The sequence below is a fragment of the Ferruginibacter sp. genome (genome assembly GCF_014377975.1).
Taxonomy (GTDB): Bacteria; Bacteroidota; Bacteroidia; order Chitinophagales; family Chitinophagaceae; genus Ferruginibacter.
Genome location: NZ_JACMOO010000309.1, coordinates 1 through 22,253 on the forward strand (window position 1 = coordinate 1; position 22,253 = coordinate 22,253).

Annotated in this window: 25 protein-coding genes; all 25 read left to right on the top strand. The window is 38.2% G+C overall.

All coding sequences use genetic code 11. From position 1 onward, the window contains the following. On the top strand, positions 1-444 hold a 444-nt coding region (locus H7254_RS15665), incomplete at its 5' end, for a PepSY-like domain-containing protein (protein ID WP_301933855.1). Between the two features lie 53 nt (positions 445-497). Beyond that, entirely contained in the window at positions 498-1,268 is a 771-nt protein-coding gene (locus tag H7254_RS15670) for a hypothetical protein (protein WP_301933856.1), read from the top strand. 491 nt (positions 1,269-1,759) lie between these two features. Beyond that, positions 1,760-2,683: a slipin family protein gene (locus H7254_RS15675; protein ID WP_301933857.1), complete on the top strand. Its 924-nt coding sequence runs from the start codon at positions 1,760-1,762 to the stop codon at positions 2,681-2,683. 76 nt (positions 2,684-2,759) lie between these two features. Beyond that, positions 2,760-3,497 carry a PRC-barrel domain-containing protein gene (locus tag H7254_RS15680; RefSeq protein ID WP_301933858.1) on the top strand — a complete coding sequence of 246 codons (738 nt, stop codon included), beginning with the start codon at positions 2,760-2,762 and terminating at the stop codon, positions 3,495-3,497. Positions 3,498-3,561: 64 nt separating this feature from the next. Further along, complete coding sequence (ppk2, locus tag H7254_RS15685; protein ID WP_301933859.1) at positions 3,562-4,347, top strand: polyphosphate kinase 2; 786 nt, start codon at positions 3,562-3,564, stop codon at positions 4,345-4,347. 54 nt (positions 4,348-4,401) lie between these two features. Then, complete coding sequence (locus H7254_RS15690; RefSeq protein WP_301933860.1) at positions 4,402-4,614, top strand: SHOCT domain-containing protein; 213 nt, start codon at positions 4,402-4,404, stop codon at positions 4,612-4,614. A gap of 60 nt (positions 4,615-4,674) precedes the next feature. After that, positions 4,675-4,884 carry a hypothetical protein gene (locus tag H7254_RS15695; RefSeq protein ID WP_301933861.1) on the top strand — a complete coding sequence of 70 codons (210 nt, stop codon included), beginning with the start codon at positions 4,675-4,677 and terminating at the stop codon, positions 4,882-4,884. 83 nt (positions 4,885-4,967) lie between these two features. Beyond that, entirely contained in the window at positions 4,968-6,389 is a 1,422-nt protein-coding gene (gene atpD / locus H7254_RS15700) for a F0F1 ATP synthase subunit beta (RefSeq protein ID WP_367875451.1), read from the top strand. Positions 6,390-6,580: 191 nt separating this feature from the next. Continuing rightward, positions 6,581-6,982 (top strand): F0F1 ATP synthase subunit epsilon, encoded by a 402-nt coding sequence (locus H7254_RS15705; RefSeq protein ID WP_301933863.1) that lies wholly within the window; start codon positions 6,581-6,583, stop codon positions 6,980-6,982. A 2-nt stretch (positions 6,983-6,984) separates the two neighbouring features. Continuing rightward, complete coding sequence (locus tag H7254_RS15710) at positions 6,985-7,311, top strand: AtpZ/AtpI family protein (RefSeq protein WP_301933864.1); 327 nt, start codon at positions 6,985-6,987, stop codon at positions 7,309-7,311. Then, positions 7,304-7,618, top strand: a complete 315-nt coding sequence (locus tag H7254_RS15715; protein ID WP_301933865.1) for an ATP synthase subunit I — start codon at positions 7,304-7,306, stop codon at positions 7,616-7,618. The genes H7254_RS15710 and H7254_RS15715 overlap by 8 nt, the downstream gene beginning before the upstream one ends. Continuing rightward, complete coding sequence (locus tag H7254_RS15720; protein ID WP_301933866.1) at positions 7,608-8,306, top strand: F0F1 ATP synthase subunit A; 699 nt, start codon at positions 7,608-7,610, stop codon at positions 8,304-8,306. Before H7254_RS15715 ends, H7254_RS15720 begins: the two co-directional genes overlap by 11 nt. A gap of 9 nt (positions 8,307-8,315) precedes the next feature. Next, positions 8,316-8,591, top strand: a complete 276-nt coding sequence (locus H7254_RS15725) for a F0F1 ATP synthase subunit C (protein ID WP_301921397.1) — start codon at positions 8,316-8,318, stop codon at positions 8,589-8,591. Positions 8,592-8,672: 81 nt separating this feature from the next. After that, the gene (locus tag H7254_RS15730; protein ID WP_301933867.1) at positions 8,673-9,455 is read left to right on the top strand and encodes a hypothetical protein; all 783 of its coding nucleotides are present in this window, start codon (positions 8,673-8,675) and stop codon (positions 9,453-9,455) included. A 1-nt stretch (position 9,456) separates the two neighbouring features. Continuing rightward, the gene (locus H7254_RS15735; RefSeq protein WP_301933868.1) at positions 9,457-11,193 is read left to right on the top strand and encodes an alternate F1F0 ATPase, F1 subunit alpha; all 1,737 of its coding nucleotides are present in this window, start codon (positions 9,457-9,459) and stop codon (positions 11,191-11,193) included. A 93-nt stretch (positions 11,194-11,286) separates the two neighbouring features. After that, positions 11,287-12,183: a F0F1 ATP synthase subunit gamma gene (locus H7254_RS15740; RefSeq protein WP_301933869.1), complete on the top strand. Its 897-nt coding sequence runs from the start codon at positions 11,287-11,289 to the stop codon at positions 12,181-12,183. An 11-nt stretch (positions 12,184-12,194) separates the two neighbouring features. After that, positions 12,195-14,732 (top strand): alpha-glucan family phosphorylase, encoded by a 2,538-nt coding sequence (gene glgP, locus H7254_RS15745; protein ID WP_301933871.1) that lies wholly within the window; start codon positions 12,195-12,197, stop codon positions 14,730-14,732. A 21-nt stretch (positions 14,733-14,753) separates the two neighbouring features. Next, positions 14,754-15,374 (top strand): HAD-IA family hydrolase, encoded by a 621-nt coding sequence (locus tag H7254_RS15750; protein WP_301933872.1) that lies wholly within the window; start codon positions 14,754-14,756, stop codon positions 15,372-15,374. 63 nt (positions 15,375-15,437) lie between these two features. Continuing rightward, positions 15,438-15,617 carry a hypothetical protein gene (locus H7254_RS15755; RefSeq protein WP_301933873.1) on the top strand — a complete coding sequence of 60 codons (180 nt, stop codon included), beginning with the start codon at positions 15,438-15,440 and terminating at the stop codon, positions 15,615-15,617. Positions 15,618-15,655: 38 nt separating this feature from the next. After that, the gene (locus H7254_RS15760; protein ID WP_301933874.1) at positions 15,656-16,858 is read left to right on the top strand and encodes an acetate/propionate family kinase; all 1,203 of its coding nucleotides are present in this window, start codon (positions 15,656-15,658) and stop codon (positions 16,856-16,858) included. A gap of 400 nt (positions 16,859-17,258) precedes the next feature. Continuing rightward, positions 17,259-17,582 (top strand): HPF/RaiA family ribosome-associated protein, encoded by a 324-nt coding sequence (locus H7254_RS15765; RefSeq protein WP_301922743.1) that lies wholly within the window; start codon positions 17,259-17,261, stop codon positions 17,580-17,582. Between the two features lie 56 nt (positions 17,583-17,638). Continuing rightward, positions 17,639-18,073: a hypothetical protein gene (locus H7254_RS15770; protein WP_301933875.1), complete on the top strand. Its 435-nt coding sequence runs from the start codon at positions 17,639-17,641 to the stop codon at positions 18,071-18,073. Positions 18,074-18,103: 30 nt separating this feature from the next. Then, the gene (locus H7254_RS15775; protein WP_301933876.1) at positions 18,104-18,325 is read left to right on the top strand and encodes a heavy-metal-associated domain-containing protein; all 222 of its coding nucleotides are present in this window, start codon (positions 18,104-18,106) and stop codon (positions 18,323-18,325) included. Between the two features lie 67 nt (positions 18,326-18,392). Beyond that, on the top strand, positions 18,393-21,020 hold the full coding sequence (locus tag H7254_RS15780) for a multicopper oxidase domain-containing protein (protein WP_301933877.1): 2,628 nt from the start codon (positions 18,393-18,395) through the stop codon (positions 21,018-21,020). A 51-nt stretch (positions 21,021-21,071) separates the two neighbouring features. Beyond that, positions 21,072-21,551 carry a DUF305 domain-containing protein gene (locus tag H7254_RS15785; protein ID WP_301933878.1) on the top strand — a complete coding sequence of 160 codons (480 nt, stop codon included), beginning with the start codon at positions 21,072-21,074 and terminating at the stop codon, positions 21,549-21,551. Positions 21,552-22,253 lie beyond the last annotated feature (702 nt).

Below are 22,253 nucleotides of genomic sequence, written 5' to 3' on the forward strand. Positions count from 1 at the left end.
AAAAAAATGAAAAAATATCTGACTACGATTATGATCTCCAGCTTTTTATTTGTTAGCGCATATGCACAAGATTTAAAAACAGCCAATGTACCCAAAGTAGTTACCTCTGCATTTTTAGCAAGGTATCCGGCATCAGGTAAACTTAAAGTTGCCTGGGAAAAAGAGAAAGCCAATTATGAAGCAAATTGGGGTGGTAAATCAGGTGAAGACAATTCCGCTTTATTTACACCAACAGGAACCTTTATAGAACTTGTGAAAGCAATTTCTATAAATAAATTACCAGCCAAAGCTTTAGCGTATATCAAAACAAACAGGGCAAATGTGAAAATTATGGAGGCCGGTTTAGTAACTGATGCAAGTGGAACTATTACTTATGAAGCAGAAATGAAAGGAGGAAAAGAATTGATATTTGATAAGGAAGGTAACTTTATTAAAGAAGCATAAGCCATTGAATATTTGAGCTGATTAAAATTATAATAAGTTTGAAAAGTTATATTATGAAGAGAGAATTATTAAATAGAGTTGCCAGTTTAGGTGTGTTATTTTGGGTTGTAAAAATATTTTCAACAACCGTAGGTGAAACAGCAGCTGATTATGTTTCGGTAAATTTAAATTTTGGCTTAACAGTAACTGCCATTGTAATGGGTGTTATTACAATTGGAGTCACTTTTTGGAATTTCAGGCAAAAAAAATATTTTCCACCTTCCTACTGGTTATTAATTGTGATGATGAGCATTGAAGGAACGCTGATAACCGATCTTTTGGTTGAAAAACTACATGTTTCTTTGCTTATACTAGATGTGATTTTCACTATTGCAATGGGATTGTTATTTTATTTTTGGTATAAAAAAGAACATACCCTTTCAATCCATTCCATAAATAATGATGATAGAGAAATTTTTTATTGGTTAATTGTTTTAACCACATTTGCTTTGGGAACAGGTATAGGCGACACGATATCAGAACACCTGAATTTTGGTTATTTAAACTCCTTCATTCTTTTTGGTTCAATTTTTATTCTTTCTGGTATTTTATACTACTATAAAATAATAAACGGAGTATTGGCATTTTGGATAGCATTTATCGTTACCAGACCCATTGGTGCTTCCCTAGGTGATTTATTTATTCAACCACATGCAAATGGTGGATTGGGAATTTCAGTGGCTGTAATAAATATTGTATTTTTTGTTGTAATAATAGCTGCCGTAATTTACCTAACGATCGACTCAGTGAAAAACAGAAATAAAGAAAATTTAGTCGAAATTTAATGCATCCCCAAATGTCAAATTCAGGATCACTGCGCTTATCCTGAGACGGAAATTTAAACATAAAATGAATGGCGGAAGGGAGATCGGCATTGTTGGTATTTTCAACAGGCAACCTAATATCCCATTTCGAGGTAATGGCTCTACAATAGTTACCAATTATATATAATGTAAGCCAAAGAAGCAGCGCTAATTATCATCTCTCCGCCTATATACAAGTATGTTTTGTTTACTTATCAATTCACATTTGCAACAATTATGTTCTGGCGGCAAATATGCTATATACTTATCACAATAAGTAAAATGAACAAGATAATTTTAACAAGCTTATTTGCTTTACCAGGAGTGGTAATTTTTGCACAAACCTTAATCCGCCCCCATTAAAAACAGCTAAAACCCCGGCTCAAAGAAGTAAGATCTTTGGGTATCTCATCACAATTTTAAACATGTATTTTTTAAAACAATTTGTCTTTTAATATTTCATAATAATTAACATGAACAGCAAAAATTTATTTTCAGGATTTATATTTATTTTAATTGTGGTTGTTGGTTTTATGTGGGCAAGCTCCGTATATTCCCCATCAAATATCTCCGAATCCGCTATTATTGCAACCGGGGCTTTTATAATTGCTCTTATTGCATCTTCAGCAATTAAGATTGCTAATCCATGGGATAAAGCCGTTGTGCTGCGGCTTGGCAAATTTCAATCTCTCAGGGGTCCGGGAATATTTTTTATTATTCCTATCATAGATAATATCCCTTACTGGATTGATACACGCGTGATCACCACATCTTTTAAAGCAGAAAAAACACTCACTAAGGATACTGTGCCGGTTGATGTAGATGCCGTTTTGTTTTGGAAAGTGCTTGACCCGCAAAAGGCCGCCCTTGAAGTAGCAGATTATCTAAGTGCCATTAGCTGGGCGTCTCAAACAGCCCTGCGTGATGTGATTGGAAAAACAATGCTTTCAGATATGCTGGAAGGAAGAGATAAAATCAGCCACACATTACAGGCAATTATTGATGAACGTACAGAACCCTGGGGTGTGCATGTTAATTCCGTTGAGGTAAAAGATGTGTTGATACCTCCTGCGTTAGAGAATGCAATGTCTATGCAGGCACAAGCTGAAAGAGAACGGCAGGCAAGGGTAATTTTAGGAGAGTCTGAAAAACAAATCGCAGAAAAATTTGGAGAAGCCGCATTGACTTATGTAAATAACCCTGTGGCTTTACATTTAAGGGCAATGAATATGTTGTATGAAGGATTGAAACAAAATTCAACCATTGTAATTGTACCAAGTTCGGCAGTTGATACCATGCAATTGGGTAGCATGGCGGGGTTAACCGCATTAACCATGGGGATCGGTCAGGAAAAGGCAAATAAAGAAAATAGTACGGTTTTAGAATCTGAGTCATAAAAATAACATCCAAACCTTCACTGAGAATAATTTTAAAGTCAATATTTATAACGATTTAAAACGAAGCAGAAATTATATGCAACGTAATCTACAAAGTTTAATTGGTTGCAGTATAGAAGCTACCGATGGAGAAATAGGAAAAATACAAGCACTGTATTTTGATGATAAAAGTTTTGCTATTCGTTTCCTGGTGGTAAAAACCGGGGGTTGGCTCTCAGGACTTTCGGTACTTATTTCGCCGGTCGCTTTACAAAAAACAGATCGGGATGGAAGCGGAATTCCGGTGAATCTTACAAAGGAGCAGGTTAGCAATAGTCCGCGTATAGATATGCACAAACCTGTTTCCCGCCAGCATGAGATGGAACTATACGAGCACTATAGCTGGCAGCCATATTGGGCAAGTGGTTTTTATGCGGGAGGCTTGTGGGGAGTGATGCCGCCAGCGCCTCTTTTTAATGAAAGAATTATAAAAGACGCAGATAATACAACAAAAACAGAAAATAAAAATGATGACTTGCATTTACGGAGCACAGACCAGGTTACAGGTTATCATATCAAAGCCAGCGACGGAGAAACCGGCCATGTAAACGATTTTATTATTGACGATACCACCTGGCAAATTTTATATTTCGTTATTGATACCCATAATTGGATTGGAGGAAAAAAAGTGTTGGTTGCTGTAGAAAATATTAAAGAAATCATCTGGGAACAATCAAAAATTATCCTTACTATTTCTACCACAGCGGTAAAAGATGGTGCTTCATTTGATGAATCAAATTATAATCATCCTGAAAAAGCGCATTCAACTTCTTAAAACAGCTGAAAAGAAATTTTTGTGAATAAAAGGATAATTTTTATTTTAATTTTTAAATAAAATAATGGAAACAACATCTAAGGTGGACAGGCCCGTAACTGATAAAACGAAAAAGAAAAAAATACTGCACCAGCTTTACATGGAGTTGGTGAACTTGCAAAAAGAAATAATCGCATCCGATTTGAAATTTCTGGTAATATTAGAAGGAAGAGACGCCGCTGGTAAAGACGGAACGATAAAAAGAATTGTCAAACATCTGAGTCCAAGAGACACAAGGGTGGTGGCATTGGGCAAGCCTACCGACTTCCAGGAAAGGGAGTGGTATTTTCAGCGTTATACTGCTCAGCTGCCGGTTTCCGGGCAGTTCGTACTTTTTAACCGCAGCTGGTACAATCGCCTGGGCGTAGAAAAAGTAATGGACTTTTGCACCCACAAACAATACAAATCTTTTTTTTCAGAAGTTGAATCATTTGAGAACGGACTAATTGAGGGTGGCTTTATCATATTGAAGTATTACCTGGATATCAGTAAAGACGAACAGCAAAAAAGGTTGGATGATCGTAAAAAAGATCCGCTCAAGCACTGGAAGATTAGCCCGATAGACGAGGTGGCGCAAAAGCACTGGAAAGACTATTCTGATGCACGGGATGAAATGTTGTTGAAAACAAATTTTAAAAATGCGCCTTGGTTTATTGTAAACGCAGATAATAAAGATGAAACGCATATTGCACTTATTTCGCATCTTTTAAACCGGATGGAGTATCATCACAAAAACAAAAAATTAGTCTCGAAAAATTATGGATTGGTTGATCCGGCAACAGCTGAAATCATATCGAAAAAGCTTTTTTAATGAAGCAAAAAAAATGGATAAGTATTTTATCACTAATCAAAAAAAATTATGAATATGTATAACAATTATGGTTTTTGGGGAATGCATTTTATCTGGTGGATTATCTGGATGGGTTTAATATTCTGGATTTTTTTAACGCCATGGAGTATTCCCGGAGAAAGAAGAAAGAAAGACACACCGCTTGATATTTTGAAAAAGCGTTTTGCATCCGGAGAAATAACAAACGAACAATATAAAGAACAAAAAAAAATTTTAGAAACGGATTAGCTAAAAAAGCTGGCTAATATTTCGGAATATATATTTATCAAAAAACTAAAAATTAAAAAAATGGCAAACAAAACAGATTTAAAAAAAGAGGGTATTGATAAAAGCAAGCCCGCAGAAAAGAAGCAAAAAAAAGCAGTTAAAAAGTCAACTGGTATTGTTCCATCTTCTGTAGGAAGCAGTGCAGTTGATGCCGTAAAAGCCCGTTCTTCCAGAGACGTAAGAGGAAACAGCGGCCTGGCCAACACAGGAACTATTATTTCCTATGATTAATTATTTCATGGCTTTTTTATAAAACATTCCTGTCAACCATCACATAGTATATGAATGTAATCAAAGATGATACTGGAGTAAAAATACAGTGCGGAAAAATAATTTCTGTCAGAGGCAGCGTAGTAGATGTAAATTTTGATAATAATCTTCCGCCGATTTATACTTTGCTTCGCTCAGGAAAAAACAAGCAGGTGTCTATCGAAGTATTATCACAACTGGATGACCACACTGTACGGGGCATAGCATTAAATCCTACGCAGGGATTGGCAAGAGGTATGGTTGTGGAAACAGACGGAAAAGAATTGACCGTACCTGTTGGCAAAAATATACTGGGCAGAATGTTTGACGTTTTTGGTAACACAATAGATCATCTTGATCCATTGCCGGAAGGCGAACGACGTAATATCCATCAGTCTCCGCCACCCTTATCAAAGCGGGCCGTTAAATCAGAAATTTTTGAAACCGGTATTAAAGCCATTGATGTATTGGTACCATTGGAACGTGGTGGAAAAGCAGGATTATTTGGTGGAGCCGGCGTAGGTAAAACAGTGTTGCTTACTGAGATGATCCACAACATGGTGGGTAAAAACAAAGGTGTAAGTATGTTTTGCGGTATTGGTGAACGTAGCCGGGAAGGCAACGAATTGTACAATGCCATGAAAGATGCAGATTTGCTAAAAGACATGGTAATGTTATTTGGACAAATGAATGAACCGCCGGGTGCACGCTTCAGAGTTGGCCATGCGGCACTTACGATGGCTGAATATTTTCGGGATGATGAACACCGCGATGTATTATTATTGATTGATAATATCTTTCGTTTTATACAAGCCGGAATGGAGGTATCCGGATTGATGGGACAAATGCCTTCCCGCCTCGGTTACCAGCCAACCATGGGAACAGAGTTGTCGGAATTGGAAGAACGCATTGCTTATACAGATGCCGGTTCAATAACCTCAATACAGGCGGTTTATGTTCCTGCAGATGATTTAACAGATCCTGCTGCAGTGCATACTTTCTCTCATCTTTCTGCCTCCATTGCACTGTCTAGAAAAAAAGCCAGCGAAGGTTTGTATCCTTCTATCGACTTGTTACAATCCAATTCAAAAATGGCCACGCCTGGAATTATTGGACAAAAACATTATGATCTTGCACAGAAAATACGGGCAACACTTGCACAATATGAAGAATTAAAAGACATCATTTCTATGCTGGGGATGGAACAGTTATCGGTGCAGGATCGAAATGTAGTAAACCGTGCAAGACGCATTGAGCGATTTCTTACACAGCCATTTTTTGCCACCGAACAATTTAGCGGCATTAAAGGAAAACAGGTGAGTTTGAAAGATGCATTGGATGGATGCGAACGCATACTGGCAGATGAATTTAAGGACTATCCCGAAAGTGCTTTTTATATGATTGGGTCGATAGACGAAATAAAGAAAAAAGAAGTGAAGAAGGATGAGAAATCTCCTGTGAAAAAAGAAGCAGAAAATGAAAAGTAAGCTTTTTATGTACCTGGCTGATGAGCCTTGATGTAACATTGTTGCGTCGCACTCTTGTACATTTTTTCCGCTGCTGAACAAAGCGAATTGAACAAGGGGCAGCAAAAGCCGCTATAAAAATATGTGGTACAAGTGAGTGACACAACGATGTTGAGAAATGAAAAAAAAGCTGGTAAAAAATAAAATAAAAAATGGAAAAAACACTGATGAACCTCAAAATCCTGCTTCCGTTTAAAGTGTTTGCAGATATAAAAAATGTAAGCAGCATTGTGTTGGAAACAAGTGAAGGTTCTTATGGTTTATTGCCACAGCGGCTCGATTGCGTGGCAGCATTAGTACCTGGCATATTTACGTATGAAACAGAAGGTACTTCGCATTATGTAGCAGTTGATAATGGAGTAATGGTAAAGGCAGGTGCCCAGGTTTTGGTATCGGTGCGTAATGCGGTTGGTGGTGCAGATCTTGGCAAGCTGGGTGATTTAGTAAAAAAGGATTTTAAATCGGAGGATGAAAATCAAAAACAGGTAACCACTATTATTGCAAAATTGGAAAGGGGATTTATTTACAGCTTTGATAAACTTCGAAGCACTTAACAATGGAACCTACCCCACATAATAAAGACAATAATTTTTTCAGTAATGAAGTTGCCAGGAAAGAAAAGCAAAAATTAAAAGCCCTCCATGAAAACAGCAGCGTATGGTTTGGATTGGGAATGATTGGCATGATTGGCTGGTCAATTGCAGTGCCATCCTTACTTGGTGCGGCACTAGGTATATGGTTAGATAAAACGCATGCGCAGTCGTTTTCCTGGACGCTGAGTTTATTGATTGCCGGCGTGTTAACAGGCAGCATTATTGCATGGTATTGGGTAGATAAAGAAGATAAAGAAATGCATAATAATAAAGAAAAAAACGATGAATGAAATTTCAAATTTGATATGGGCATTTATAGTTGGCTTATTGCTGGGTGTATTATTTTTTGGCGGCCTTTGGATTACAGTAAAAAAAATAATTAATTCAAAAACACCAGGGCTGCTAATGGTTGGCAGTTTTGTTTTGAGGATAACCATTGTATTGGCTGGATTTTATTTTATTGGACTGGGTGATTGGAAAAAATTAATTGCCTGCCTGATCGGCTTTATGGTATCCCGTTTTACTGTTATCTACCTTACAAAATCGGTGGATGAAAAAAATGCGCAAATAAAAAAGGAGGTTGTCCATGAAGCTTAGTCCTGACCAAACTATTTTCTGGCAAAGTGGTTTTGTTACCATCAATCTTACCATTGTAACTACGTGGGCTTTAATGCTCATATTAATTGTAGCCGCAAGATTGGTAACCAGAAAACTAAAAACAGATATTACCATTTCACGCTGGCAATGTGTGCTTGAAATAATTGTAACAGGTATCAACAATCAAATTAAAGAAGTAGGTTTAAAAAATCCCAAAGAATATATTGGTTTTATAGGCACCCTTTTTTTATTTATCGGCACTGCTAACCTCTGTATTATTTTACCGGGTTATACGCCTCCCACAGCATCGCTTTCTACTACAACTGCCATGGCACTTTGTGTGTTTATTGCCGTTCCATTTTTTGGTATTCAAAAAAGTGGTTTGGGCGGCTACCTGAAATCATACCTTAAACCTACGTTTATCATGTTGCCCTTTAATATTATCAGTGAAGTGTCACGCACATTGGCACTGGCCGTAAGGTTGTTTGGAAATATTATGAGCGGTGGCATGATTGTGGCTATTCTTTTAACGATATCTCCATTTATTTTTCCGGTTATAATGAGCGCACTTGGGTTATTAACCGGTATGGTACAGGCTTACATATTCAGCATATTGGCCACAGTGTACATAACCGCGGCAGTGCACAATGCAAAAACAGATAAAGTAAAATTATTAACAACTAAATAAAAATTTACAATGGATAGTGCAACTTATATTGCAATAGCATCAATTATAACTGCAGGGCTTACAACCGGTATCGGTTGCATGATGCCCGCCGTAGGCGAAGGCAGATCAGTAGCCTCCGCATTAAGTTCAATTGCGCAACAACCCGATGCGGCTCCAACAATTACCAGAACATTATTTGTTGGTCTGGCCATGATTGAATCTACCGCAATTTATTGTTTCGTGGTTTCGATGATACTCATTTTCGCCAATCCTTTCTGGAATCACATCATCGCAACTCATAAGTAATGAAATGAGCAATAGGGAATTCTTTTAGGGTGTAAACCTTTATTGCAAGTTCCATCTGGAAAACAATATAAAAAATATCAGATGAAAATAAACTGGTTCACAGTAATAGCACAGGTAATTAATTTCCTCGTATTGGTGTGGTTGCTAAAGAAGTTTTTATATAAACCAATTCTCAGTGCTATTGACGAACGGGAGAAAAAAATTACAGACAAATTAAAGGATGCGGATGCTCAAAAAGCTACGGCACAAAAAGATCAGGATGAATTTAAAAAGCAGCAGGAAGATTTTGACCAGCAAAAAAAAGCATTGATGGATAAAGCCGTTGCAGATGCAAATACTCAAAAGCAGCAATTAATGGATGCAGCAAAAACTGCCGCAGATGGCTTGCGAACCAACATGGAAAAAGCAGCAAAAGAAAAACAGGAGAATGATAACAAAGCGATGTCGGGAAAAATTCAACAACAGGTTTTTGCTATTACAAGAAAAGCGCTGGCTGATATTGCTTCCATAAGTTTAGAAGAGCAATCAGCTAACACATTTAATAAGCACCTGAAAGAACTAAAAGAGGAAGAGAAGAAAAAATTCATTGATGCGTTCAAATCAAACTCAAATTCAATTTTAGTTCAAAGTGCATTTGATCTTCCTGCAAAACAGCAAGGTGAAATAAATGATGCAGTAAATGTGCTGCTTAGTGCAGATACACATTTACAATTTAAAACATCGCCGGAAATAATAAGTGGTATTGAGCTTTCAACCAACGGTTATAAAGTTTCCTGGAGTTTTTCAGAATATTTGAATTCATTGGAAAAAAATATTTCCGAAACCATGAAAGAAAACGCACAGCCGGAACAGGAAAAAAAATAATATGCCAGCAGTTGAGTCAGATAACACAGTAAACAATACATTCAGCCTGTTAGATAAAGGAATAGCGGACTATCATTTTTCGATGAAGCCGCGTGAAGTAGGTTTGGTTACAAGTATATCTACCGGCATAGTCAAAGTTTCCGGGCTTCCGGGCGCAGGCTTTGAAGAGCTGCTGGAATTTCCCAACGGTATTTTTGGTATTGCCTATAATATTGATGCAGATGAAATAGGTGTGATTCTTTTAGGCAAAGATACCTTACTGAAAGCCGGAGATGAGGTAGAACGTACGGGCAGGGTAATGGATATTCCCGTTGGCAATGCATTAATTGGAAGAGTGATTGATCCGCTGGGACAACCTATTGACGACAAAGGCCCGATCAGCGGCAAAGAACGATTGCCGATAGAGCGTCCTGCACATGCCATAATGGATAGAAGTCCGGTTACGGTTCCATTGCAAACAGGTATTAAAGTGATTGATGCATTAATTCCTATTGGCCGCGGTCAGCGGGAATTAATTGTAGGCGATCGCCAGACCGGTAAAACTGCGATTGCCATTGACGCTATTCTTAATCAAAAAGATAAAAACGTTTTATGTGTTTACTGCGCCATCGGACAGCGGGCTTCTGCAGTTGCAAAAGTAATTGCCAACCTAAAGGAAAAAGGAGCCATGGAGTACACTGTTGTTGTAGTGGCAGAAGGAAATAATTCTCCCGGGTTAGAATACATCGCACCTTATGCCGCTACCAGCATTGCTGAATATTTTATGGAACAGGGACGTGATGTATTGATCATTTATGATGACCTTACACATCATGCTCGATCTTACCGTGAACTTTCTTTACTGTTAAGAAGGCCACCCGGACGGGAAGCATTTCCTGGGGATATTTTTTATATCCATTCAAGATTATTGGAAAGATCAACACATTTAAGTGATGCACTAAAAGGTGGATCTTTAACCGCTTTGCCCATTATTGAAACAGAAGCGCAAAATATTTCTGCCTATATTCCTACCAATTTAATTTCTATCACAGACGGGCAGATTTATCTATCACCCAAGCTTTTTGAGCTGGGTATTTTACCTGCAGTGGATGTGGGGAAATCAGTTTCACGTGTGGGCGATAAGGCGCAGTTACCTGCCTATCGTTCCATAGCAAATTTAAAACTGGAGTATGCGCAATTTGAAGAACTGGAAACATTTGCCCGCTTTGGTACAAGGCTGGATGAAAATACAAAAAAGACCATTGAACATGGCAAACGTATACGGGAATGCCTGAAGCAACCAGAGCTGCAGCAGATGCCGGTTTCGGAACAAATTGTGATTTTGCTTGCATTAAAAAACGGTTTGCTGGATATGATACCACTGGAAAAAATTAAGGATGCGCAAGATGCGTTGCTTAAAAACTTCAGCAATTTTCCGGATGAAATAATCAAGCGGTTATCTTCAAATGCAAAGCTAAGCGACGACGATAGCAAGGCTATTTTAAAAGTTGCTACAACACTATTAATTCCGTTCCAGGATAAACCAAAAACAGATCAGGATAAGGGAGAACCGAAACCGGATCAGGATAAGGATAAGCCAAAGACAGATCAGGATAAGGGAGAACCGAAACCGGATCAGGATAAGGATAAGCCAAAGACAGATCAGAATAAGGACAAACCCAAACCAGATCAGGATAAGGAGAAACCGAAATCGGATCAGGACAAGGACAAGGATAAGGAAAAAATCAGATCAGAATAAGGATAAACCAAAACCAGATCAGGATCAAAACGGGGACAAGCTCTAGCGAGACCAAAAGCAGGATAAGCCAACGCCCGGTCAAAATAAAAATAAATGGACACCTTAGAAAATTTAAGAAGCAAAACAGAAGGAGCAAAAGACCTGAAGTCTGTGGTGAGTGCTATGAAGGCGATGGCAGCATCAAACATTGTTCAATACGAAACGGCAGTGAGTTCGCTTGCAGATTATTTTCACACCATTGCTTTGGGAATCATCGCGTATTTTAAAGCAGAAAAAATTGCCGCGATAAATGAGCAGACAACAACAAAAAATAAAGCGGAAGAAGTGATCTGCGCTATCGTGTTTGGAACGGACCAGGGGCTGGTTGCACAGTTCAACGATTCGATGGCAAATTTTGTGTCCTCTTCGCTTAAAGCATTACCAGGAAAAAAAGAAATCTGGGCAGTGGGTGAACGTGTTCAGTTGCTTTTATCAGACGAAGGATTTAATACATCAAAATTATATCCTGTTCCAAATGATATCAATGCTGTTACCCCGCTGGTAACAGAATTGTTGGGTAAGAGTCAGGAGCGTCAGCAAAAAGAAGCAGTTACCTCATTTTATATTTTTCACAATCAGCCAAAACCCGGCTCTGGGTATACACCCATCATGCAGCGTTTTTTACCCCTGGATGAAAAATGGAAAAATTCGTTACAGGAAATTCAATGGCCAACAAAGCTACCCCCGCAAATTGCGGGTGGTGTAAAGCCTACGCTGGTGGCATTAATAAACGGATATCTTTTCGCATCTCTTTATAAAGCCAGCGTGGAATCATTGGCCAGCGAAAATGCAAGTCGCCTTGGTGCGATGCAAAGGGCTGAAAAAAATATAACTGATTTGCTGGAAGATCTTGGCAAAAAATATCATCGCCTGCGCCAGAGTTCCATTGATGAAGAATTGTTTGATGTAGTATCGGGGTTTGAGGCGTTGAATAAACATGCAAAAAAATAAATAAAACGATCATGAACAAAGAAGAATATAACACAAGCTATTTATATAGTTTTTTACCGTCCAATGCAAAAGGAGTGAATGAACTGGCAGAGCTTGCGCTGGATCTGCAATGGTCATGGAACCATGCAGCAGACGAAATCTGGAACCGGCTTGATCCGCAGCTTTGGGAGCTTACACACAACCCCTGGGTTATTTTACAAACAGTATCCCGTGACCGTTTAGAGAAAAATTTAGCTGATCCGGATTTCCTGCAAAAGATAAATACGTTGGTAGAGGAAAAAGAATCAGAATACAAGGCTCCTGCATGGTTTCAGAAAAATCATGATAATTCTTTGCTTACATGTATTGCATATTTCAGTATGGAATTTATGCTGAGCGAAGCACTGCCAATTTATGTTGGCGGATTGGGAAATGTTGCGGGCGATCAGTTAAAATCCGCCAGTGACCTTGGTGTGCCGGTTGTTGCTGTTGGCTTACTTTACCAGCAGGGATATTTCCGGCAGGCAATAGATAAATATGGAAACCAGCAGGCAATGTTTCCATTCAATGATCCGGGCCAGTTACCTGTTACCCCATTGCGTTTACCAAATGGCGAATGGTTGCGTTTAAAAATATGGTTGGGCGGCTACAATGTTTGGCTTCGTACCTGGAAGGTACAGGTAGGCAGAGCAACGCTTTATTTACTGGACAGCAACGATGCAGTTAATTTACCGATGCACCGGGGAATAACAAGCGAAGTGTATGGAGGCGGACCGGATATGCGCATAAAACAGGAAATAGTGTTAGGAATTGGCGGATGGAAATTGTTGGAAGCACTTGGTATTAAACCGGAAGTTTGCCACATGAATGAAGGACATGCCGCCTTTCTTATTTTAGAAAGGGCGAATAGTTTTATGAAAGAAAACGGCGTGTCATTTGAAGTGGCATTAGCTGTTACAAGAGCGGGCAATTTATTTACCACGCACACAGCAGTTGCTGCAGGTTTTGATCATTTCAGCAAGGAGTTAATGGAGGAATATTTTAGTGATTTTGCGAAAGATGAACTTGGAGTGGATTTAAAAAATATTTTGGCGCTGGGTCGTTTAAATCGGGATAATAATTCTGAGCGTTTCAATATGGCCTATCTCGCCATCCGCGGAAGCGGCTCAGTCAACGGCGTAAGTCGTTTACATGGTAAAGTAAGCAGGCATCTTTTTCAAAATCTTTTCCCACGCTGGCCAAAAGAGGAAGTACCCGTAGGCCATGTAACAAATGGGGTACACATGCCAAGCTGGGATGCTGAAATTGCTGATAAAATCTGGACAGAGGCTTGCGGGAAAGACCGATGGAAAGGAGGACTGGAAAATTTGGAAGAGAAGATTAATAAATTGTCAGATGAAACACTCTGGCAATTACGCAATCAATGCCGGAATAACCTGGTGGCTTATACCCGTAAAAGATTGGAAGAGCAAGTGAGTGTTGCAGGCCAACCGCAGGAAATTGTTGATATCGCAAAGCACGTTTTCAATGCCGATACACTAACGCTTGGCTTTGCACGACGATTTGTTCCTTATAAAAGACCCAATCTTTTATTGCATGACAAGGAGAGATTTATCCGCCTCCTTACCAACCGGGAACATCCGGTTCAACTCGTTATTGCAGGCAAAGCCCCTCCATCTGATGAATCGGGCAAGGCATTGATTCGGGAGTGGGTTGAATTTATTCAACAGTATAATTTATATAACCATGTTGTTTTTTTAAGTGATTATGATATGCTGTTAACTGAACACCTGGTGCAGGGCGCGGATGTTTGGGTAAATACTCCAAGGCGGCCATGGGAAGCCTGTGGTACAAGCGGTATGAAGGTGTTGGTGAACGGCGGTATTAATTTATCAGAACTGGATGGCTGGTGGGCGGAAGCGTACACGCCGGAAGTTGGCTGGGCATTGGGTGATGAAGAGGAACATGGTGAAGATCCGGAATGGGATGCTGCGGAAGCGGAATCATTGTACAATATATTGGAAACCCAGATAGTGCCAGAGTTTTATGGACGCAATAATAGCGGAATACCAGAACGCTGGATACAAAGAATGCGAAAAAGTATGGCAACATTAACGCCACAGTTTTCTGCCAACCGCACCGTACGTGAATACACAGAAAATTATTATTTGCCTGCCGCAGCTAACTATTTAAAACGTGCAGCCGGCAAAGGGGCCGTAGGCAAAGAGATAGCTGATGAACAACATGAATTAGAAAATAAATGGAACGAAATAAAAATCGCTGACGTAAAATCTACCAGCGTTGAAAACGGCTATTCATTTACAGCCTCAATTTTTTTGAATGGAATAGACAAAGACAAAATATTAGTTGAGTTATATGCCGCGGCAAAAGATGGCATGAATACTGAACATATAAAAATGAACGAACAGCAATCCAATGGCAATGAACAATTATTTTTTGCAAAAATTACTACAAAGAGAACTGCCACTGATTATACGGTACGTGTTATTCCAAATTATGAAAGTATTTCAGTGCCTTTGGAAAACAACCTGATTCTATGGCAACACTAAATTTTAAAATCAATTATAAAAATGTCTGAAAATAAAATCACCACATTATTCCTGGATATTGGGGGCGTTCTGTTAAGCGATGGATGGGGGCATCAATTCAGACAACAGGCTGCCGATAAATTTAATCTCGATTATGCTGAAATGAATCAGCGGCATAGGCTGCTTTTTGTTGTGTATGAGGAAGGAAGGATCACCCTGGACGAATACCTTGACCGGGTAGTATTTTACCAGGAACGGGGTTTTACGCCAGGCCAGTTTAAAGATTTTATGTTCTCTTTAACTACCGCTGATACAAATATGATTACGCTTATTAGACAGTTAAAAGCAACTTACCAGTTAAAAATATTTGCAGTTAGCAATGAAGCAAAAGAGTTGAATGAATATAGAATCCAAAAATTTCAATTGAACCAACTAATAGATTTTTTTATATCATCCTGCTATGTTCATGTTAGAAAACCCGATGAAGCTATTTTTAAAATTGCGCTCAATGGAGTACAGGTACCGGCAAATGAAATAGTATATATTGACGATGTGCAGATGTTTACAGAAATAGCTACTGGCCTGGGTATCAGAAGTATCTGGCATAAAGATTATTTATCAACAGCTAAGGCGTTCGCTAAACTGGGACTGCCAATTGAGTGAAATATTTTTCAGCAAATAGTTCATAGCGGTTAGGTGATATATACATAATTTAAAAATAAAATAATGAATTGGTTAATCATAATAATAGTGGGCATTTTGGCAATTGCGCTCATTGCTTTTTTGGTAGTCCGTAATCAAAAAGATGAAAAAGAATTTGAAAAAGAATTAAACAATGATTACACTAAACCCAGGAGTGAAGATGGAGATATTGAAATTGATGAGCTCACAGATAACGTTCATTAAAGACAGCAAAGAATATTAATCTCAATAAATACTAAAGAATGATATTAGTTATCAACGGAGGATCGTCCAGCATTAAGTTTGCTTTATTTAAACAGGGCAGTAGTTCGCTGAACCAATTGCTTAGGGGAGAAATAGAAAACATCGGTACTAAAAAAGCAACACTCAATTTCACCGATGAATTTGATCCACAAAAAAATGGTTTAATGATCGAGGCCGCTACTCATGACCAGGCTGCAAATTGTTTGATTGACTGGCTCGAAAAACAGGAAGGTTTTGATTCAGTTACTGCAATAGGCCATCGCATTGTTCATGGTATGAAACATACCGAACCGGAATTGATTACGGATGATTTATTAATGGAATTAAAAAAGATCAGCGCATTTGACCCGGATCATTTGCCTGGAGAAATTACGTTAATAGAAGTATTTAAAAAGCATTATCCGTTGTTAAAACAAATAGCCTGCTTTGATACTTCTTTTCATACTTCTATGCCGGTTGTTGCCAAGCTATTATCTATCCCCCGTAAATATTATACAAAGGGTATCCGTCGCTATGGATTTCATGGTCTTTCTTATGCATACCTCATGGAGGAACTTAAACAGTTGGAGGGAAAGGAAGCAGCAAAGGGAAAAATAGTACTGGCACATCTTGGTAATGGTGCAAGTGTTGCAGCAGTTAAAGATGGTAAAAGTATCGATACCAGCATGGGCTTCACGCCAACATCTGGCTTACCCATGGGTACCCGCACCGGCGATCTTGATCCGGGCGTTGCCTGGTATTTAATGCAGGAGGAAAATCTTACACCAACGAAATTTAATCAGCTGATAAATCATGAATCTGGTTTATTGGGCATTTCAGAAACAAGTGCCGATATGAGAGACCTGGCTAAAATCGAAGACATTGATGACCGTGCTAAAGAGGCCATTGAATTGTTTTGTTATCAAACAAAAAAATGGTTTGGTTCATTTGTTGCAGCACTCGGAGGCCTGGACGTATTGGTTTTTTCAGGAGGTATCGGTCAGCACTCTCCGGAAGTGAGAAGTAAAATTTGCGATGGCCTTGAGTTTTTGGGTATTGAATTGGATGAAATAAAAAATATGAATAATGAAGATATTATTTCTACTGAAACAAGTAAAGTAAAGGTTCGTGTTATTGAAACAAATGAAGAGTTGATGATAGCAAAACTGGTTTGTGGTGTATTGAATAATCTAATTAAAAGTGAGAGCATAATTGTAGGGTGAAATCAAATTAAACATGTATAAATAATATCACTTTTTAGCTGAGGTTGGTGTTGCCACCAACCTCATGATGACGAATAAAAATTCTAAGAAGTGTCCGATGAGGACATAGGCCGCGGCGATTAGACGGGTCTAGTGTCCCCATCAACCTCAGGATGACGCAAAAAGTAACTAGTAACAAAACTACGAATGGCATGAAAGGCATGAATCATTTATTTCATTATTAACTAACACTTAATAGAATTTTAAAAAATATTATTATGATGCACAACAATGAACATTATTATTACTGGGGTATGCACATGGGGTGGTGGTTTTCTATACTTGTTATTTTTATAGTGATAGCAGGGTGGCTGACCTGGTTCAGAAAAAGAAAATAAAATAATTATTTAAAAAAAACAATATGACTATTCAATTAAATACGGACAAAAATTTAAGCGTACATGAAGGATTTGGTACCAAGTTAGATGACCTGCTATCCAAAGAGCTAAGCAGATTTAGTGAACATATAACAAGGTTAGAAGTTCATCTATCTGATGAGAACGGTTCAAAGGAAGGAATAAATGATAAAAGATGTTTGCTTGAAGCCCGCCTTGAAGGAAGGCAGCCAATTGCTGTTTCAGGATTAGCAAATACTTATGAACTTGCTGTTAACAGTGCAATTGATAAATTAAAGGCTTCTCTTGATACAATACTTGGACGGATAAGGAGCCATCACCGGAGTTGAATATGACTGTTGCAATAAATGTAATTCCCGATAATGAATAATCAAAACAAAATAAAATGAACTGGATTAAAAATATTTCTGAAACAGAAAATGAAGCCTTGCTGAAATTTCCTGTATATGTATCACTACTTGCCGCACTTAAAGATAGTAAATTGGATGAGGCAGAAAAAAAATCAGCGATCAAATTTTCTCACATAAAAACATATTCCTGTGATCCGCTGCTCACTTCATTTTATGAAGCCGCTGATAAAGTGTTTGAAAAGAATATGCTGCAACTTGATAAGGATTTACCCGTAAAAAATGAAGAAAGAGTTACTGCTATCAAAAAAGAATTATCGAATCTCGAAAAAATTGTTTTGAAGTTGGGTAAGGATTATACCACGGTAATGCATCGCAGTATGAAGTCATTTAAAGAGCATGTATCAAAAGCACACGACAATGTGTTGGTAGATTTTATTTTTCCTATGCCCATAAAAGGCTTAACCTGGTAGTTTGAATAAATCAATTTTAAAATTATGCAAATGAAAAAAAAATATGAGTTATCAGGAATGAGCTGTGGTGGTTGCGTGAACAGTGTAAGGCAAATATTACTACAAATCCCGGATGTGATAGCAGCTGAAATTCAATTAAATCCGCCCACCGCGGTGCTTACAATGAACAAGGACATTGCATTGGAAAAATTACAGGAACAACTTGCCCAATCAGGGAATTACACCATAAGAGACCTTATTTCAAAAACATAAATCATTCAACATGAAAGAATATCAAATCATCGGTAGTAATGGTTTCATTGATCAATTAATTTAATAGATGAATAAGATAATCACCATAATATTTTTATTACCTTTTTACACCTTAATGTATGCACAGGATATGAAGGGCATGGACATGAATAAAAAGGCTGTTAAGTCATCAGTACAAACTGATACTTACACCTGCCCGATGCATCCGGAAATACATACAGCAAAACCTGGCAATTGCCCCAGGTGTGGTATGAAACTGGTAAAAGAAAAAGCCATGACGGGTGGCAAAAAAATGGATATGCCTGATACGGGTAATCCTAAAAAAAATGGAAATATGGAGGGTATGGACATGAAGACTGATACCTCCAAAGCAAGTAGTATGAAAATGGATGGAATGCAAATGAATATGGCTGCTGAACCTGCTTATACTGCTTTCGACAGAAAATACATTGTAAACAATACGCCACCAAAAACAGTCAGGTACGATTTATACATTGCAGATACGATAGTAACCTATGGCAAAAAAGCTAGAAGGGCCATCGCAGTAAATGGGCAAATCCCTATGCCTACCCTTAGATTTACGGAAGGGGATACCGCAGAAATTTATGTGCATAATAATTTAGATGAAGAGACTGCATTGCATTGGCATGGCCTGATTTTGCCCAACCAATATGATGGCGTTCCCTATCTGAGTCAAATGCCTATAAAGCCGCATACCACTCATATTTACAAGTTCCCGATTGTTCAAAGTGGTACACACTTTTATCACAGCCATTCTATGTTTCAGGAGCAAATAGGTATGTACGGTATGTTTATTATGAATAAAAGAAAAGAATGGGATATACCCACTATACCAGTTACTTTAAGCGAGTGGGCAGATATGAAGCCCGAAGAAATTAATCGCAGGCTGCACAATGCCAATGATTGGTTCGCTATTGAAAAGGGAACAACACAGAATTATGCAGAAGCAATTAAAACAGGGCATTTTAAAACAAAGATTAACAATGAATGGAAACGTATGAATGCAATGGATGTAAGCGATGTGTACTATGATAATTTTTTAATTAATGGTAAAAACCAAAACGAACAGCCACAGTTTAAAGCAGGAGATAAAGTGAGGTTACGTGTTGCCAATGGAGGAGCTTCTGATTATTATTGGCTTACTTATGCTGGAGGCAAAATTACCGTGGTGGCAAGCGATGGAAACGATATAACACCCGTGGAAGTAGATAGATTAATTATTGCAGTTTCAGAAACCTACGATATTGTTGTAACCATTCCTGATAAAAAAAGTTATGAATTTTTAGTAACACCCGAAGACCGCACAAAATCTGCTTCGCTTTGGTTAGGTAGTGGAGAAAAGGTGCCTGCAGCCAAATTACCGAAACTCAAATATTTTGCAGGGATGAAGATGATGACCAACATGATGGACATGAACGGAAATATGGTTGAAATGAATGGTATGAAAATGGAGAATCAGAAAATGGATATGAATACGGTAATGTATCCGGAAATCAATGGCTTTGAAAATCGGGCAGGCACCAAGGAATCATCAAAAATGCAAGGAATGCGGATGGATAATAAAGATTCCATGAACGGCAAACCGATGCAAATGAACAAAGGCAATCATAGTATGGCAGGCATGGATATGGACAATAATGGTTCAGACATCGTAACACTTAATTACGGCATGTTGCGTTCACCTGTAAAATCAACGCTAAGGGAAGGTCCGCTTAAAGAATTAAAATTTGAATTAACCGGAAATATGAGTCGCTATGTTTGGTCATTGGACAATAAAACCCTTTCTGAAAGCGACCGGATATTAATTAAGAAGGGCGAGAATGTGCGGCTTATCATTTACAACAATAGTATGATGCGCCACCCGATGCACCTGCATGGGCATGATTTTAGAATTTTAAACGGACAGGGTGAATATGCCCCTTTAAAGAATGTAATCGACATCATGCCAATGGAAAGAGACACCATTGAGTTTGCAGCCAATACCAGTGGCGATTGGTTTTTTCATTGTCATGTTTTATACCACATGATGAGCGGTATGGCCCGGGTTTTCAGGTATGAAAATTCACCACCAAATCCTGAAATACCCAATCCGGCTCTTGCTTATCGCAAATTAAAAGCCACTGACAGAAAGTATTATTTTATGGCAAATGCAGGCTTTCAAACAAATAACAGCGAGGGTGACGCAACGTTTGCAAATACCAGGTGGAAAGTAAGTACACTTTGGCATTTGGGTTATCATGATAATCGTGGTTACGAAAGCGAAACAATGTTTGGGCGCTACCTGGGTCGTATGCAATGGTTGTATCCTTATGTGGGATTTGATTATCATTATAAGGTAGCAGGTGGTCCTAAAAATATATTTGGCAAAGAGACTAAAAACTGGTTTGGGCAGACGAGTAATAAAAATAACCGTCATACCATTGTTGCAGGTATTGCATACACATTGCCGATGTTATTAATAGCCGACTTTAGAGTGGATGGCGATGGTAAATTCCGTTTTCAGTTTAGCCGTACAGATATTCCCGTTACAAGCAGGTTACGGCTTAGCATGATGATAAATACTGATAAGGAGTACACGGTGGCACTCAGGTACATCACTACAAAATATATTTCACTAGGTACTCATTATGATAGTGATATGGGTATTGGAGCTGGCATTATATTTACATATTAATTGTTCAAAAAAAATTAGCAAAAAATAAATGTTAATGTAAAACATAAAATAATGGACAACAAAGAAAATATGAAGGAAATGCAAAAAATGAGTTATCCGAAATTTTCATTGATGCTGCTGGTTTCTTTTGTGATAATGTATGCTATTATGTTTTTAAATGTAGATGAAGTCAGTCATATTTATATCAGTATAACAAGAGCCTATATGGCACTGCTGATGGTATCTTCAATGGCAATAGTGATGATAGGGATGATGGGTAAAATGTATCCTGACAAAAAACTAAATACTGGTATATTGTTAGGCAGTGTTGTTTTATTCGGCTTGGTATTAACTGGTTTAAGAACGCAAACACCCATTGGAGATGTGCAGTACATGAAGGCAATGATACCACACCATTCCTCAGCTATTATGGTAAGCAAAAATGCAAGCCTGAAAGATCCGGAAGTAATAAAACTTTCGGAAGGTATTATTGCTTCCCAACAAAAAGAGATTGCAGAAATGAAAGCCATTTTAGCAAGGATGGAAAAATAAATTGAGTCAGGAATCTGCCAGGAAAAAGCAATTTCGAAATCAAGATGGTTTAAATTATTTTGAAGAGTGCAGACCGGAAGTATAGCTTTTGCCTGGTGGATCTTTGTTTAAAAGGTAATGCCCGATTGGCAGGAATTAAAATGTGACTTACAATATAAATTCGCACTTATTGATGCTGCAGCGGAGAGTAACATGCATCATCATACATTATAATGAAGAATTTTTTCCGTAGTTTTTAACTAAAGTAACATGAAATATTATATAAAAAATAGATTTTCTACGCTGCATTTCGCCCCTGACGCAGATTTTGAAAGGTAACAACTTACCCATAAAATATATAAACCTGGGCGAAGTGGATTGGGAGTAAAATGCGACTTCCAGGCATCTAAAAATATTTACGTAGGCGCTTATTGAAAAGTGGTTTAAACTGTTAGACAATTAAAAAATGTAATTATTTCGGCAGGTTAAAAACCTGCTGAGGTTTAAAGTGGCAAAGCACAAAAACATTTCAGCCCTACAAATTTTATTGGCGAAAAATATTTAAAAAATACGCTGCTATCAGCAAGCTGTTCTTCGAACTTAAAGGCATCCCGTTAGAACAATTTTTTAATATCCAAATAAAAGAAAAAGTAAACGAATTGCAGATATACAATGAACAGTCGTTAACACCGGTTGGATTTAACCTTGGCTAAAGCAGCACCC